The organism is Streptomyces sp. NPDC048504, assembly GCF_043200035.1.
In the GTDB taxonomy this organism is placed as follows: Bacteria; Actinomycetota; Actinomycetes; order Streptomycetales; family Streptomycetaceae; genus Streptomyces.
This window is the reverse complement of the sequence record NZ_JBICXA010000007.1, coordinates 112414-127419: the sequence shown is the minus strand read 5'-3', so window position 1 is coordinate 127419 and position 15006 is coordinate 112414. Positions and strand designations below refer to the sequence as shown.

12 protein-coding genes are annotated in these 15006 nt (G+C 70.5%); 9 read left to right on the top strand and 3 right to left on the bottom strand.

Annotation, left to right across the window (positions count from 1 at the left end):
• Positions 1-3: 3 nt before the first annotated feature.
• The gene (locus tag ACGFY9_RS18950; protein WP_393755467.1) at positions 4-4143 is read right to left on the bottom strand and encodes a HAMP domain-containing protein; all 4140 of its coding nucleotides are present in this window, start codon (positions 4141-4143) and stop codon (positions 4-6) included.
• A 102-nt stretch (positions 4144-4245) separates the two neighbouring features.
• Here ACGFY9_RS18950 and ACGFY9_RS18945 point away from each other — a divergent pair, with 102 nt between their 5' ends.
• The 3 genes from ACGFY9_RS18945 (at position 4246) to ACGFY9_RS18935 (ending at position 8099) form a co-directional block, all read left to right on the top strand.
• Positions 4246-6171: a SpoIIE family protein phosphatase gene (locus ACGFY9_RS18945; RefSeq protein ID WP_393755465.1), complete on the top strand. Its 1926-nt coding sequence runs from the start codon at positions 4246-4248 to the stop codon at positions 6169-6171.
• Between the two features lie 28 nt (positions 6172-6199).
• Positions 6200-7432: a radical SAM family heme chaperone HemW gene (gene hemW / locus ACGFY9_RS18940; protein WP_393755463.1), complete on the top strand. Its 1233-nt coding sequence runs from the start codon at positions 6200-6202 to the stop codon at positions 7430-7432.
• A 100-nt stretch (positions 7433-7532) separates the two neighbouring features.
• The gene (locus ACGFY9_RS18935) at positions 7533-8099 is read left to right on the top strand and encodes a Uma2 family endonuclease (RefSeq protein ID WP_393755461.1); all 567 of its coding nucleotides are present in this window, start codon (positions 7533-7535) and stop codon (positions 8097-8099) included.
• Here ACGFY9_RS18935 and ACGFY9_RS18930 read toward each other — a convergent pair.
• Positions 8089-8886 (bottom strand): DUF3097 domain-containing protein, encoded by a 798-nt coding sequence (locus tag ACGFY9_RS18930; RefSeq protein ID WP_393755459.1) that lies wholly within the window; start codon positions 8884-8886, stop codon positions 8089-8091. The genes ACGFY9_RS18935 and ACGFY9_RS18930 overlap by 11 nt on opposite strands.
• Positions 8887-8920: 34 nt before the next feature.
• Positions 8921-9640: an MBL fold metallo-hydrolase gene (locus ACGFY9_RS18925; protein WP_393755457.1), complete on the bottom strand. Its 720-nt coding sequence runs from the start codon at positions 9638-9640 to the stop codon at positions 8921-8923.
• A gap of 173 nt (positions 9641-9813) precedes the next feature.
• Between ACGFY9_RS18925 and hrcA the strand changes: the two genes are divergently transcribed.
• The 6 genes from hrcA (at position 9814) to ACGFY9_RS18895 (ending at position 15001) form a co-directional block, all read left to right on the top strand.
• The gene (gene hrcA / locus ACGFY9_RS18920; RefSeq protein ID WP_393755455.1) at positions 9814-10830 is read left to right on the top strand and encodes a heat-inducible transcriptional repressor HrcA; all 1017 of its coding nucleotides are present in this window, start codon (positions 9814-9816) and stop codon (positions 10828-10830) included.
• A complete protein-coding gene (gene dnaJ, locus ACGFY9_RS18915) occupies positions 10831-11967 on the top strand; it encodes a molecular chaperone DnaJ (protein ID WP_362970311.1) in 1137 nt (378 codons plus the stop codon).
• Between the two features lie 144 nt (positions 11968-12111).
• Positions 12112-13188 carry a nitronate monooxygenase gene (locus ACGFY9_RS18910; RefSeq protein WP_393755453.1) on the top strand — a complete coding sequence of 359 codons (1077 nt, stop codon included), beginning with the start codon at positions 12112-12114 and terminating at the stop codon, positions 13186-13188.
• Positions 13185-13943, top strand: a complete 759-nt coding sequence (locus tag ACGFY9_RS18905; protein ID WP_393755452.1) for a 16S rRNA (uracil(1498)-N(3))-methyltransferase — start codon at positions 13185-13187, stop codon at positions 13941-13943. The genes ACGFY9_RS18910 and ACGFY9_RS18905 overlap by 4 nt, the downstream gene beginning before the upstream one ends.
• A 16-nt stretch (positions 13944-13959) precedes the next feature.
• Positions 13960-14352 carry a VOC family protein gene (locus tag ACGFY9_RS18900; protein ID WP_393755450.1) on the top strand — a complete coding sequence of 131 codons (393 nt, stop codon included), beginning with the start codon at positions 13960-13962 and terminating at the stop codon, positions 14350-14352.
• Between the two features lie 88 nt (positions 14353-14440).
• The gene (locus tag ACGFY9_RS18895) at positions 14441-15001 is read left to right on the top strand and encodes a hypothetical protein (protein WP_393755448.1); all 561 of its coding nucleotides are present in this window, start codon (positions 14441-14443) and stop codon (positions 14999-15001) included.
• Positions 15002-15006 lie beyond the last annotated feature (5 nt).

Sequence of the window (15006 nt, the reverse complement as noted above, 5' to 3'; positions counted from 1 at the left end):
GCCTCACTCAGTCGTCGGCGGTGCCGCCGTCTCCCCTGAAGTACCCGGATCCGTCACCGTGATGTCCTCGGACGCGGCCTCGGGATCCAGCAGCGCGCAGACGACGGTCAGCAGCTGATCGACGTCCACCGGCTTCGGTACGTAGTCGTTGGCGCCCCGCCCGATGGACTTCTCCCGGTCGCCCGGCATCGCCTTCGCGGTGAGCGCGACGATGGGCAGCCCGGTCCAGCGTGGGGCGCGGCGGATGGCGGCGATGGTCTCGTACCCGTCCATCTCCGGCATCATGATGTCCATCAGCACGAGTTCGACGTCGGGATTGCGCTCCAGCGTCTCGATGCCCTCGCGGCCGTTCTCCGCGTAGAGCACCGGCATGCCGACCCGCCCCAGCACATGGGTGAGTGCGAAGACGTTGCGGATGTCGTCGTCCACGATCAACACCCGCCGCCCGGGCAGCACTTGGCCTGCCCGCCCGGCCTTCCACGCCTCCAGCTTGGTGGGGGTCGGCCACGAGTCGTCCACCTCGGTGGAGGTGAACGGTTCGCTGGACAACTGCTCGGGCAGCAGCGGCAGTTCGCGGTCCTCGGTGAGCGGCGCGCCGCCCGCCGCATGTCCGGGGCTGACGACGGGGACGTAGAGAGTGAAGGTGGATCCTCGCCCCGGCTCGCTCTCGGCGACGATACGGCCGCCCAACAGGCCCGCGATCTCACGGCTGATGGACAGCCCCAGCCCCGTGCCGCCGTACTTGCGGTTGGTCGTGCCGTCGGCCTGCTGGAACGCCTCGAAGATCACCGGGAGTTTCTCCGGAGCGATGCCGATCCCGGTGTCGGAGACGGCGAAGACGATGACCTCGTCGCTGTCGTCGGAGTAGCGGTGCTCGGGGTCCTTGACCCGGTTGACGCGGAGTTCGACGCGGCCGGTGGCGGTGAACTTGATGGCGTTGGACAGCAGGTTGCGCAGGATCTGCTGGAGCCGCTGTTCGTCGGACCAGAGTTCACGCGGTACGTCCTCGCCGACCGACACCTCGAAGGAGAGCCCCCGGTCCAGGGTGAGCGGGCGGAACGTGGCGTGGACGTAGTCGAGGAGCTTGATGAGCGGGAGCCGCTTCGGGCGTACGTCCATGCGGCCGGCCTCGATCTTCGACAGGTCGAGGATGTCGTTGATGAGCTGGAGGAGGTCCGAGCCGGAGCGGTGGATCGTGGTCGCGAACTGCACTTCCTGCTCGGAGAGCCGGCCGTCCGGGTTGTCGGAGAGCAGCCGGGCGAGGATGAGCAACGAGTTGAGCGGCGTGCGGAGTTCGTGCGACATGTTGGCCAGGAACTCCGACTTGTACTGCGAGGAGGTCGCCAACAGGGCCGCCTTCTCCTCCAGTTCGGCGTTGGACCGCTGCAACTCGGCCTGCTGCTTCTGGAGTTCGTCCGAGCGCTCCTGCAGCTGCGTGGCCAGCCGCTGGGACTGGCCGAGCAGGGACTCCGTGCGGGAGTTGGCGATGATGGTGTTGATCGCGACGCCGATGGTGTTCACGAACTGGTCGAAGAAGGCGAGGTGGACGTCGGAGAAGCGGGAGAAGGAGGCCAGTTCGATCACGCCGAGGAGTTTGTCCTCGAAGATGATCGGGATGATGACCACGCTCGCCGGGGCGGCCTCCCCGAGCCCGCTGTTGATCTTGATGTAGTCCGGCGGGGCCTCCTCCACCAGGATCCGCTTCTTCTCCCGCGCCGCCTGCCGCACCAGTCCGTGCACCGGCATGGCGCCCGTGTCCACGGTCGCGGCCTGCGCCGACCCGTACCCGGCGATGAACGCAAGTCCCTTGGCGGGGATGGCCGTTCGCAGACTGTCCTCGTCGGGATCGGCCAGGAAGAACGCCCCGTACTGCGCGTTCACCAGCGGCGTCAGCTCGCGCAGGATCAGGTCGGCGACCTCCATCAGGTCCCGGTGCCCCTGCATCAGGGCGGCGAGGCGGGCCAGGTTGGACTCCAGCCAGTCCTTCGCGCGGGTCGTCTCGCGGAGGTTGGCCACCATCAGGTTGATGTTGTCCTTGAGCTCGGTGACCTCGCCCTGGGTCTCCACCGTGATCGAGCGGGACATGTCGCCCTGGGCCACCGCCGAGGCCACCTCGGCGATCGCGCGGACCTGCGTGGTGAGGTTGAGCGCGAGTTCGTTCACGTTGGTCGTCAGGCGCTTCCAGGTGCCGTAGACGCCCTCCACCCGTGCCTGGCCGCCGAGTTGGCCTTCGGAGCCGACCTCGCGGGCCACCCGGGTGACCTCGGAGGAGAAGGAGGAGAGGGTGTCGACCATCGTGTTGATGGTGGTCTTCAGCTCCAGGATCTCGCCGCGCGCGTCCACGTCGATCTTCTTCGACAGGTCGCCCTGCGCCACCGCGGTCGCGACCTGGGCGATGTTCCTGACCTGTGAAGTCAGGTTGTCGGCCATGTAGTTGACGTTGTCGGTCAGGTCGCGCCAGACACCCGAGACGCCCAACACCTGGGCCCGGCCGCCGAGTCGGCCGTCGGTGCCGACCTCGCGGGCCACCCGGGTCACCTCGTCGGCGAAGGCCCGCAGCTGCTCCACCATCGTGTTGACGGTGTCCTTGAGTTCGAGGATCTCGCCGCGCGCGTCGACGGTGATCTTCTTCGACAGGTCGCCGTTGGCCACGGCGGTGGTGACCTGCGCGATGTTCCGTACCTGCGAAGTCAGGTTCAGGGCCATGAAGTTGACGTTGTCCGTGAGGTCCTTCCAGACCCCGCTGACGCCCCGCACCTGCGCCTGACCGCCGAGGTTCCCTTCCGTGCCGACCTCGCGGGCCACGCGCGTCACTTCGTCCGCGAAGGCGGAGAGCTGGTCGACCATCGTGTTGATCGTGGACTTCAGCTCCAGGATCTCGCCCTTGGCCTCCACCGTGATCTTCTTGCCGAGGTCGCCCTGCGCGACGGCGGTGGACACCAGCGCGATGTTCCTGACCTGTGAAGTCAGGTTGTCCGCCATGAAGTTGACGTTGTCGGTCAGGTCCTTCCAGACCCCTGAGACACCCCGCACCTGGGCGCGTCCGCCGAGGTTGCCCTCGGTGCCGACCTCGCGGGCCACGCGTGTGACCTCGTCGGCGAAGGCGGAGAGCTGGTCGACCATCGTGTTGATGGTCGACTTCAGTTCGAGGATCTCGCCCTGAGCGTCGACGGTGATCTTCTGCGAGAGGTCACCGTTGGCGACGGCGGTGGTGACCTGGGCGATGTTGCGGACCTGTGAAGTCAGGTTCGACGCCATGAAGTTGACGTTGTCCGTGAGGTCCTTCCAGACCCCGGACACGCCCCGCACCTGCGCGCGACCGCCCAACTGGCCCTCGGTGCCCACCTCTCGGGCGACGCGCGTCACCTCGTCCGCGAAGGCGGAGAGCTGGTCGACCATCGTGTTCACGGTGAGCTTCAGTTCGAGCAGCTCGCCGGTCGCCTCGACCGTGACCGTACGGGTCAGGTCGCCGCGCGCCACCGCCGTCGTCACCAGGGCGATGTCCCGCACCTGTGCGGTCAGCCGGGACGCCATCGTGTTGACCGCCTCGGTCACATCACGCCAACTGCCGGACAGGCCGGTCACCTTGGCGCGGCCGCCGAGCCTGCCCTCGGTGCCGACCTCGCGGGCGACCCGGGTCACCTCCCCGGTGAACAGGGAGAGCTGGTCGACCATCTTGTTCACCGCGCGGCCGAGCCGTCGTAGGTCACCGCGCAACTGCCTGCTGCCGTCGTGCAGATCGACCCGCTGGGTCAGGTCGCCGCCCGCCACCGCGTCCAGGACCCGGGTCGCGTTCGCGGCAGGGGCGACCAGGGCGTCGAGGAGCTGGTTGACGTCGTTGACGCGGGAGGTCCAGCCGCCCTGGCCGGGGCTGGCCGAGAGGCGTTCGTCGAGGCGGCCGTGGCGGATCAGCTCCCGTTTGACGCGCTGCGTCTCGGAGTTGAAGTGGGTGCTGCGGTCCATGATCTGGTTGAAGGCGGCGGTCAGTTCGGCCACCATGCCATGGCCCGTCTCCGGCGCCTTCGTGAAATCCCCGTCGCGGGCGGCCGTCATCACGGCGAGCAGCGGACGGAGATCGGATGCTCGAATCCAGTCGTCTTTGTGACCGTCTTCGAGCACACGCGTAGCACTGTTCTCACTCATGGCGGCCCACTTCGGTAACTCGGCGCTTATGGCCGCGGTCAGTCTGTCACTCTGTCCGCATCGATCGAGGCGTATTCGTCCGAACTGCTCGGGGAGCTGCGCATGGGGGCCATACCGACGCAACGGGAGACCACTTCGCGTGCTCCCGATGCGCCCGCGCACCACGGCGCGGACCGGCGTACGACGGTGCGCGCCACGCTCTCCGGCAGCCCCCTCGCGCCCGGTTCCGCCCGCGGCCTGGTGCGCGCCGCGCTCCGTGAGTGGGCCGAACTCGGCCTGCCCGGCACCGAGAAGCTCACCGACCGGCTGGCCGACGACGCGATGGTCGTCGTCAGCGAACTCGTCACCAACGCCGTCGTCCACGCGGGCACGGACGTCGAGTTGGTGTGCCGGCTGGAGGACTCCGACTCGATCGTCGTCGAGGTCGCCGACCACCACCCCTCCCGCGCCCCGCGCGACAACAGCGCCGAAACGGCGTACGAGACACCGGAGTTCGGCCGCGGCCTGCGCCTCGTCTCCACGCTCGCCGAGGCCTGGGGCGTCACCTACCGCACCGGCGTCAAGACGGTATGGGCCCGCCTGCCCGCCGAAGGCACCGCAGCAGCCGAGGAGTTGGAGACCTACACGGGTGAACGCGGCCTCCGCGTCGCCGAGATCCTCGCCCCCGAACCGCCCCCACCCCCGAACACGCTCAGGCGGGGGGACCCCCATCGCGCCGAACACGACCGGAACTGGCTCGGCCGCGGCGCCCTCTCCTTCCTCGCCGAGGCCTCCGACCTCCTCGCGGGACAGCTCGACGAGGACCTCGTCGCCGCGCTCGCCGGACAGCTGATCGTGCCGAGGCTGGCCGACTGGTGCGCCGTATGGCTGGAGGACGAGGCGATGGGCCGCGGCGGCGGCTGGGGCGAGGGCACCAGCGCGGGGCCGCGCCTCGCCCGGGTCTGGCACGGCAGCGAGAACCGCATCGAGGAGCTGCGCGGCGCCCTGGAGAAGGACCCGCCCCGTCCGCCGGACACCCTGCGGCCCGTGTCCTACCCCTGGCCCGCCGACGCGCTGGGCCCGCACGGCACGCACGGCGCGGCACTGGCGTACCGCCTCATCGCGGGCGGCCGTCCGCTCGGCACACTCGTCATCGGACGGTCCGGGCTGCCCCGCTTCCCCGACGAGGTCACCGGCCTGGTCGAGGACCTCAGCCGCCGCGTCGCGCTCGCCATCGGCGCGGCCCGCCAGTACGCCCGCCAGGCCACCATCAGCCGCGTCCTCCAGCGCGGCCTGCTGCCCGGCGCGGTCGCCGAGATCCCCGGCGTGCACAGCGCCCTCGTCTACGAACCGTGCGACAAGGGCGGCCCCAGCGGCGACTTCTACGACCTCTTCCCGGCCGGCGACGGCCGCTGGTGCTTCGCCCTCGGCGACGTCCAGGGCAAGGGCCCCGAGGCCGCCGTGGTCATCGGACTCGCGCGCCCCTGGCTACGGCTCCTCGCCCGCGAGGGCTACGGCGTGGCCGACGTCCTCGACCGCCTCAACCAGCTCCTCCTCGACGACGCCACCGAGGCCGCCGACGCGGCCGCCCACGCGATGGTGGCGGCGGGCGGCATGCCGGGCCCGGTCGGCGACGGCCCCCGCTTCCTCTCCCTCCTCTACGGCGAGCTGGTCCCCTTCGACGGCGGCGTCCGCTGCACCCTCGCCTCCGCCGGACACCCGCTGCCGCTGCTCCTCGGCCCGGACGGCAGCGTCGGCACGGCAGCCCGCCCGCAGACCATCCTCGGGGTCATCGAGGACGTCACGTACACCAGCGAGACCTTCGAACTGCGGCCCGGCGACAGCCTGTTGTGCGTCACCGACGGGGTGACCGAGCGGCGCTCCGGGTCGGTCCAGTTCGACGACGGCGACGGGCTCGCGACCGCGCTCGCCGGGTGCGCGGGGCTGAGCGCCGAGCTGATCGCGGAGCGGATCAAACGCCTCGTCCACGAGTTCGGCGGCCGTCCGCCGGAGGACGACATGGCGCTGCTGGTGCTCCAGGCCGAGTAGCCCTCGCCGGTGCTGGACAATGGAAGGCATGCCTTCCGCACTCCCCGACGGCGATCCCGTCCCCGAAGACGGCTCACTGCCCGCACAGGCGCTCGCCGGGACCGCCGACCGCCCCCTCGGGTTCTATCTGCACGTCCCGTACTGCGCGACCCGCTGCGGCTACTGCGACTTCAACACCTACACGGCGACCGAGCTGCGCGGCACGGGCGGAGTGCTGGCCTCCCGCGACAACTACGCGGACACCCTGATCGACGAGGTCCGCCTGGCCCGCAAGGTCCTCGGCGACGACCCCCGCCCGGTCCGCACGGTCTTCGTCGGCGGCGGCACCCCCACGCTGCTCGCGGCGGGCGATCTCGTACGGATGCTGGGCGCGGTCCGGGACGAGTTCGGCCTGGCACCGGACGCGGAGATCACGACGGAGGCGAACCCGGAGTCGGTGGACCCCGCCTACCTCGCGGCCCTCCGCGACGGCGGCTTCAACCGCGTCTCCTTCGGCATGCAGAGCGCGAAACAGCACGTACTGAAGGTGCTGGACCGCACCCACACCCCCGGCCGCCCCGAGGCCTGCGTCGCCGAGGCCCGCGCGGCCGGCTTCGACCACGTCAACCTCGACCTGATCTACGGCACTCCCGGCGAGAGCGACGACGACTGGCGAGCGTCCCTCGACTCCGCCCTCGGCGCCGGCCCCGACCACATCAGCGCCTACGCCCTGATCGTTGAGGAGGGCACCCAGCTCGCCCGCCGCATCCGCCGCGGCGAGGTCCCCATGACGGACGACGACGTCCACGCCGACCGCTATCTGATCGGCGACGAGGTGATGTCGGCGGCGGGCTTCGACTGGTACGAGGTGTCCAACTGGGCGACGTCGAATTCCGGCCGTTGTCTCCACAACGAGCTGTACTGGCGCGGCGCCGACTGGTGGGGCGCGGGCCCCGGAGCGCACTCGCACGTGGGCGGCGTGCGGTGGTGGAACGTGAAGCATCCGGGGGCGTACGCGGGGGCGCTGGCCTCCGGCCGGTCACCGGGCGCGGGGCGGGAGATCCTCTCGGCGGAGGACCGCAGGGTGGAACGCATCCTGCTGGAGCTACGCCTCCGGGAGGGCGCCCCCCTGGACCTGCTCCGACCGGAAGGGCTCGCGGCTTCGCGCCGGGCGCTGGGGGACGGGCTGCTGGAGGCGGGGCCGTACGAGGAGGGGAGTGCCGTGCTCACGTTGCGGGGGCGGTTGCTGGCGGACGCGGTGGTGCGGGACCTGGTGGATTGATCACTCGGGCGGGTGAATCCAAGCAGAACGCCGGTTCGGTCCTTAGTCTGTTTCCTAGGCTGCCGTCGACAGAACGCGGCGGATGCGGAGGGCCACGGAGATGACTGCTGTGGATGATCGCCGAGTGCGTGAGGCGTTCGAGAATCTTGAGGTTCCCGAGGGCTTCAAGGCTGAACTCATCCGGGGGGACATCGTGATGATGGCGGGGCCGGACAAGGTCCACAACCGCATCGTGCAGTCCGTGCAGGACCAGATTCCCTCCAGTCGGTGGGAGCGCCTCCAGACGCAGGATGTGGCATTTCCTGGCGAGAACAGCGAACCCCAGCCGGATCTCGTAGTCATGGAGATCGGCGCGGACGACGGCCCGGGACGACTCGTACCCGCTCCCGCCGTGACGATGCTCGTCGAGGTCGTATCGAAGACCAGCGCCCACCGGGACTACGTGGAGAAGCGGTCGATCTACGCGGCAGGAGGCGTTCCCGTCTACCTGATCATCGACCCGTTCGAGGCCAGGTGTGTGGTGCTGACGGAGCCGATCGGGACCGGCTTGTCGGCGGACTATCAGTCGGAGCGGACGCGCAAGTTCGGTGACCTTGTAACGCTGCCGATCGTGGGCATCGACCTGAGTACGACCGCATTCGCCACCCTGCCGCGTCTCAGGCCGTGACGAAGTCGATCAACTCCTCCACCCGCCCCAGCAGTTCCGGCTCAAGATCCTTGTACGACCCCACCTTGGCCAGAATCGCCTGCCACACCGCACCGGTGTTTTCCGGCCAACCCAGGGACCGGCACACGCCCGTCTTCCAGTCCTGCCCGTGCGGTACGCGGGGCCAGGCGGCGATGCCCACGGAGGACGGTTTCACGGCCTCCCAGATGTCGATGTACGGGTGACCCACGACGAGCGCGTGCTCGCTGGTGACCGACTGGGCGATGCGCCACTCCTTGGTGCCGGGGAGCAGGTGGTCGACGAGGATGCCGAGGCGGGCGTCCGGGCCGGGATCGAATTCCGCGACGATCGACGGGAGGTCGTCGACACCCTCCAGGTACTCGACCACCACGCCCTCGATGCGCAGGTCGTCGCCCCACACCCGCTCGACGAGCTCGGCGTCGTGCCGGCCCTCCACGTAGATCCGCCCGGCGCGGGCCACGCGCGCGCGTGCACCCGGGACGGCCACCGAACCGGAAGCCGTACGCGTGGGCCGTAGCGGACTCGACACAGGCCTGACCAGGGTGACGACCCTGCCCTCCAGGAGGAAGCCCCGCGGTTCCATCGGGAACACCCGGTGCTTGCCGAAGCGGTCCTCCAGGGTGACCGTGCCGGCCTCGGAGCGGATTACCGCGCCGCAGAAACCGGTGCCCGGCTCCTCGACCACGAGGCCCGGCTCCGCGGGGACCTCGGGGGCCGGCTTGGGCTTCTTCCACGGCGGGGTCAGGTCGGCGGAGTACTGGCGCATTCGGATGACGATAGGAGAACCGGGCCGACCACCGTCACGACACGCCGAAACGCGTTGCCAACGCGTCCCGTTGGGCCCGCACGAACCCCGCGTCCACCACCGCTCCGTGACCGGGCACGTACAGCGCGTCCTCCCCGCCCAGTTCGAGGAGACGGTCCAGGGCGGCCGGCCAGAGACCCGGTACGGCGTCGGGGCCCGCCTGGGGTTCGCCGGACTCCTCGACCAGGTCGCCACAGAACACGACCGGCGGGTCGCCCGGCACCACGACCACGAGATCGTGGGCGGTGTGTCCCCGCATCGCGACCAGCTGGACCTCCGGGCCGCCGTCCAGTTCGAGCAGTGTGGGGCCCCACACATGTTCGCGGGGGCGTACGAGGATGTCCGCCGCGTTCTCCGCCGCCCGCGGGTCCAGCCCGTTGCGTACCGCGTCGGCCCGCAGCTCCTCGGCACCGCTCTCGAACACCTCGTCCGCGCCCGCGGCCACGAAAACCGTCGCCCCGGCAAAGGCCGCCGCCCCCAGGACATGGTCGAAATGCGGGTGGGTGAGCGCGAGAAGCGGCACCCGGCGCCCGGCGAGCGCCTGCGCCTGCCTACGCAACCGCGCGCCCTCCGCCAGGCTCGACCCCGCGTCGATCAGCAGCGCCGAGTCCCCGCCGGTCACCAGCCCGACCGTGCAGTCCCAGCCAGGCAGCCGGCACCGCCCCACCCCGGCGGCCAGCCGCTCCCACCCCGCCTCTTCCCAAGTCACCGTCATACGGCGACGCTAACGGTGACGGCACTCAGGGCATGACATCGCAGGACCGGCCTTGCCCGGGGTGTACCTCACGGCCGTACACTGGGCCGGGGAACGCTGGCACTCGCGCGCACAGAGTGCCAGGAAAGGGCAGCCCGGTACCAAAACGGCGACCAGAACTGGAGGTGTGCGCGATGCTCAGCGAACGCAGGCTTCAGGTGCTGCGCGCCATCGTCCAGGACTATGTCGGCACCGAGGAGCCGGTGGGGTCCAAGGCGCTCACCGAGCGGCACAGCCTCGGCGTCTCCCCGGCGACCGTGCGCAACGACATGGCGGCCCTGGAGGACGAGGGCTACATCGCCCAGCCGCACACCAGCGCCGGACGGATTCCGACCGACAAGGGCTACCGGCTCTTCGTCGACAAGCTCGCCGGCGTCAAGCCGATGACCGGACCCGAGCGCAAGGCCATCCAGAACTTCCTCGACGGCGCGGTCGACCTCGACGACGTCGTCGGCCGTACGGTACGGCTGCTCGCGCAGCTCACCCGGCAGGTCGCCGTCGTGCAGTACCCGTCGCTGACCCGCTCGACCGTCCGGCACGTGGAGCTGCTGTCGCTGGCCCCCGCGCGCGTGATGCTCGTGCTGATCACCGACACCGGGCGGGTCGAGCAGCGCATGGTCGACTGCCCGGCGCCCTTCGGGGAGAGCTCGCTCGCGGATCTACGCGCGCGGCTCAACAGCCGGATCGCGGCCCGCCGCTTCGCGGACGTGCCGCAGCTCGTGCAGGACCTGCCGGAGGCCTTCGAGGCCGAGGACCGCGGCACGGTCACGACGGTGCTCTCCACCCTCCTGGAGACCCTCGTCGAGGAGACCGAGGAGCGATTGATGATCGGCGGCACCGCCAATCTCACCCGCTTCGGACATGACTTTCCCCTCACCATCCGCCCCATCCTGGAAGCTCTTGAGGAGCAGGTCGTCCTCCTCAAGTTGCTTGGTGAGGCGGGGGATTCGGGCATGACCGTACGGATCGGTCACGAGAACGCCTACGAGGGGCTCAACTCCACTTCGGTGGTGTCGGTCGGCTACGGTTCGGGCGGCGAGGCAGTCGCCAAGCTGGGCGTGGTCGGACCGACCCGCATGGATTACCCGGGAACGATGGGAGCGGTACGCGCAGTGGCACGGTACGTCGGACAGATCCTGGCGGAGTCCTAAGTGGCCACGGACTACTACGCCGTTCTCGGCGTGCGTCGCGACGCGTCGCAGGATGAGATCAAGAAGGCCTTCCGTAGGCTCGCGCGCGAGCTGCACCCGGACGTGAATCCGGATCCGAAGACCCAGGAGCGGTTCAAGGAGATCAACGCCGCTTACGAGGTGCTCTCGGACCCGCAGAAGAAGCAGGTCTACGACCTCGGCGGCGACCCCCTCTCGCAGGCGGGCGGCGGCGGAGCCGGCGGCTTCGGCGCGGGCGGCTTCGGGAACTTCTCGGACATCATGGACGCGTTCTTCGGCACGGCGTCGCAGCGCGGACCGCGCTCGCGCACCCGCCGGGGCCAGGACGCGATGATCCGGCTGGAGATCGAGCTCGACGAGGCGGCCTTCGGCACGACGAAGGACATCCAGGTCGACACGGCCGTCGTCTGCAACACCTGCAACGGCGAGGGCGCGGCCCCCGGCACCTCCGCGCAGACCTGTGACATGTGTCGCGGTCGCGGTGAGGTCTCGCAGGTGACCCGGTCCTTCCTGGGCCAGGTCATGACATCCCGCCCCTGCCCCCAGTGCCAGGGCTTCGGCACGGTCGTGCCGACGCCGTGCCCGGAGTGCGCCGGCGACGGCCGCGTCCGCTCGCGGCGCACCCTCACGGTGAAGATCCCGGCCGGTGTGGACAACGGCACGCGGATCCAGCTCGCGGGCGAGGGCGAGGTCGGCCCCGGCGGCGGCCCCGCCGGTGACCTGTACGTCGAGATCCACGAGCTGCCGCACGCGATGTTCCAGCGCCGCGGCGACGACCTGCACTGCACGGTCACCCTCCCGATGACGGCGGCGGCCCTGGGCACGAAGGTGCCCTTGGAGACGCTGGACGGCATGGAGGAGGTCGATATCCGCCCGGGCACCCAGTCCGGCCAGTCGATCCCGCTGCACACCCGCGGCATCACACATCTGCGCGGCGGCGGCCGGGGCGACCTCATCGTCCACGTCGAGGTCACCACCCCGACCAAGCTCGACGTGGAGCAGGAGCGTCTGCTCCGCGAACTGGCGAAGCTGCGCGGCGAGGAGCGGCCCATGGGGACGTTCCAGCCGGGTCAGCAGGGGCTGTTCTCGCGCCTCAAGGACGCTTTCAACGGTCGCTGAGAGGGTCCGGGGGCTGCCGCCCCCGGACCCTCTCTTCACTCCGGACGGCCGCGTCCGCCAAGGCCGGACCGGCTGAAAGTAGTGGCATGTGCCAGGGCCAAGGCCGGATTCGGACTTGTTCGGAGGACGTGACAACATGCCGTCATGTCCTCCGCACTGACCGATCTCTTCCCTCATCCGATCGTGCAGGCCCCGATGGCGGGCGGTGTCTCCGTCCCGCGCCTCGCGGCTGCCGTGGCCGAGGCCGGCGGGCTGGGGTTCCTCGCCGCCGGGTACAAAACGGCCGACGGCATGTACCAGGAGATCAAGCAGCTGCGGAGCCTGACCGGCCGCCCCTTCGGCGTGAACCTCTTCATGCCGCAGCCGGAGTACGCGGACAAGGCCGCGGTCGACGTCTACGCCCACCAGCTGGCCGGCGAGGCCCAGTGGTACGACACGGAGCTCGGCGACCCGGACAGCGGCCGTGAGGACGGTTACGACGCCAAGCTGTCCGTCCTGCTCGACAACCCGGTGCCGGTGGCCTCCTTCCACTTCGGGGTCCCGACGCCGGAGGTGCTGGACGCGCTGCGCCGGGCCGGCACCTTCACCCTCGTCAGCGCGACCACCGTCGAGGAGGCCCTCGCCGTGGAGCGGGCCGGTGCCGACGCGGTGATCGCGCAGGGCGTCGAGGCCGGCGGCCACCAGGGCACCCACCGCGACCTCCCGGAGAACGACGGCGCGAGCCTCGGCCTGCTCTCCCTCGTCGCCCAGATCCGCGAGACCGTGAACCTCCCGATCGTCGCCGCCGGCGGTCTGATGCGCGGCAGCCAGATCGCCGCGGCCCTCGCGGCGGGCGCGAGCGCGGCCCAGCTCGGCACGGCGTTCCTCGCCGCCCCCGAGTCCGGCGCCAACGTCCTGCACAAGCAGGCACTCACCAACCCCCTGTTCACGCGTACCGAGTTGACCCGCGCCTTCTCCGGCCGCCCGGCCCGCGGCCTGGTCAACCGCTTCATGCGCGAGCACGGCCCGTACGCCCCCGCCGCGTACCCGGAGATCCACCACCTGACCTCCCCGCTCCGCAAGCAGGCCGCCGCGTCCGGCGACCCTCAGGGCATGGCACTGTGGGCCGGACAGGGCCACCGCATGGCCCGCGAACTGCCCGCCGGACGGCTGGTCGAGGTCCTGGTCGCCGAACTGGCCTCCGCCCGGACAGCGTTGTCGTCCGGGGGCGACCTCCGATGACCGCGCCGGTGTTCATCCTCGACCCCCTGAAGATCCCGGATTTCAGCGGCGGTGAGATCGTCCTCGACGGCCCCGAGGGGCGCCACGCGGTGTCCGTGCGGCGAATGCGGGCCGGTGAGGACATCGTCCTCACCGACGGACGCGGCCGGTGGATGGAGGGTGTCGTCAAGGCGGCCGAAGGCAAGGACCGGCTCGTCGTCATGGACCTGGAGTCCGTCAGCGAGGAGCCCGCGCCGCGGCCCCGCATCACCGTCGTCCAGGCCCTCCCCAAGGGCGACCGCGGCGAGCTGGCCGTCGAGACGATGACCGAGACCGGCGTCGACGCGATCGTCCCCTGGGCGGCCTCCCGTTGCATCACGCAGTGGAAGGGCGACCGGGGTCTCAAGGCCCTCGCCAAGTGGCGCGCCACCGCACGGGAGGCCGGCAAGCAGTCCCGCCGACTGCGCTTCCCGGAGGTCGCGGACGCGGCAACGAGCAAACAGGTTGCGGCACTTCTGGCCAAAGCCGACTTCGCCGCCGTCCTCCACGAGGACCGCGACTACGGCAGCGAGCCCCTGGCCACCGCCGAACTCCCCGCCGAGGGCGAGATCGTCCTGGTCGTGGGCCCCGAAGGAGGCGTCTCCCCCGAGGAGTTGGCGCTCTTCGAGGACGCGGGCGCGAAGGCCTACCGGCTCGGGCGTAGCGTGCTGCGTACATCGACGGCCGGGACCGCGGCGACCGCCCTGCTCCTGGGCCGTACCGGACGCTGGTCCTGAACCAGGGGGGATCGCCGTGGAACTCGCCCAAGTGCGGCTGCTCGTCACCGACTTCACCGCCTGCTACCGCTTCTACGCCGAAGTCCTCGGCCTGAAGCCCCAGTCGGGGGCGGCCGAGGGGCCGTACGAGAAGTTCAGCCCCGCGATCGGGTCCGCCGGGATCGCGCTGCAGGACCGGGCGATGATGGCCCAAGTCCTCGGCGAACTGGGGGACTTGGCGACCGGGCACCGGTCGCTGGTGGTGCTGCGGGTGGACGACCTCGACGGGTACTGCGAGCAGATCACCGGCCACGGTGTCGAACTGCTGCACGGGCCCGCGCCGATGACGGACCGGATGCGAGTCGCCCATCTCAAGGACCCCGAGGGCAATGTGGTGGAGCTTCAGGAGTGGCTGCTGCTGCGCGGCTGAGGCGGTCCGCCGGGGAATTGCGCCCCCGGCGCGCGGGTGGCCGTATGCGCTCTTCCGTGTGCGCTCCGACGGTGACAGGCTGCCGCCCATGAGGGCGTTGAGACGGAACCTGCTTCGGCCGCGCGGGCGGCGGGTGGCCGCGGTGGCGGGGCTCGCGGTGGTGACCGTGGGCGGGGCCGTCGCGTGCCAGCCCGGCGATCTCAGCTCGGCGACCGTCGCGTACACCACCGACAAGACGGCGACCGCGGAGTTCAAGCGGGACCATGTCAGCGTGCGCTGGCTGACCTGCACGGGCAACTACGGCAGCAACAACAAGCCCTACACGCCAGGGAAGACGCCCTCGCCGACCGAGACCACGGTCGTCAGCGTCGACTGCCAGGGGCAGACGAACGACAACCGCGACATCACCGTCACCGGCAAGGTCACCCGGGCCGTCGACGGCGCGTGTGTGCGCGGTGACCTCGTCGGCAAGGTGGCCGGCAAGCAGGTCTTCCACGTGACGGGGCTCGGCGACTGCAACGCGGCGACGCCGTCGTCCGTGAACAACCCCAATCCGACGCTGACCTACGGCCCGGGACCGACCGTCACGGTCACCAAGACGATCTGGTGCAAGGGCGACCCGACCTGCTGGCCTGTCGAAGGCAAGTGATCCAA

Bases quoted from the DNA above. Each gene is read 5' to 3' on its own strand.
- ACGFY9_RS18905 (WP_393755452.1), top strand. From the start codon at position 13,185: ATGACCGCGCCGGTGTTCATCCTCGACCCCCTGAAGATCCCGGATTTC.
- ACGFY9_RS18895 (WP_393755448.1), top strand. From the start codon at position 14,441: ATGAGGGCGTTGAGACGGAACCTGCTTCGGCCGCGCGGGCGGCGGGTG.
- hrcA (WP_393755455.1), top strand. From the start codon at position 9,814: ATGCTCAGCGAACGCAGGCTTCAGGTGCTGCGCGCCATCGTCCAGGAC.
- ACGFY9_RS18910 (WP_393755453.1), top strand. From the start codon at position 12,112: ATGTCCTCCGCACTGACCGATCTCTTCCCTCATCCGATCGTGCAGGCC.
- hemW (WP_393755463.1), top strand. From the start codon at position 6,200: ATGCCTTCCGCACTCCCCGACGGCGATCCCGTCCCCGAAGACGGCTCA.
- ACGFY9_RS18925 (WP_393755457.1), bottom strand. From the start codon at position 9,640: ATGACGGTGACTTGGGAAGAGGCGGGGTGGGAGCGGCTGGCCGCCGGG.
- ACGFY9_RS18935 (WP_393755461.1), top strand. From the start codon at position 7,533: ATGACTGCTGTGGATGATCGCCGAGTGCGTGAGGCGTTCGAGAATCTT.
- ACGFY9_RS18945 (WP_393755465.1), top strand. From the start codon at position 4,246: ATGGGGGCCATACCGACGCAACGGGAGACCACTTCGCGTGCTCCCGAT.
- ACGFY9_RS18950 (WP_393755467.1), bottom strand. From the start codon at position 4,143: ATGAGTGAGAACAGTGCTACGCGTGTGCTCGAAGACGGTCACAAAGAC.
- ACGFY9_RS18930 (WP_393755459.1), bottom strand. From the start codon at position 8,886: ATGCGCCAGTACTCCGCCGACCTGACCCCGCCGTGGAAGAAGCCCAAG.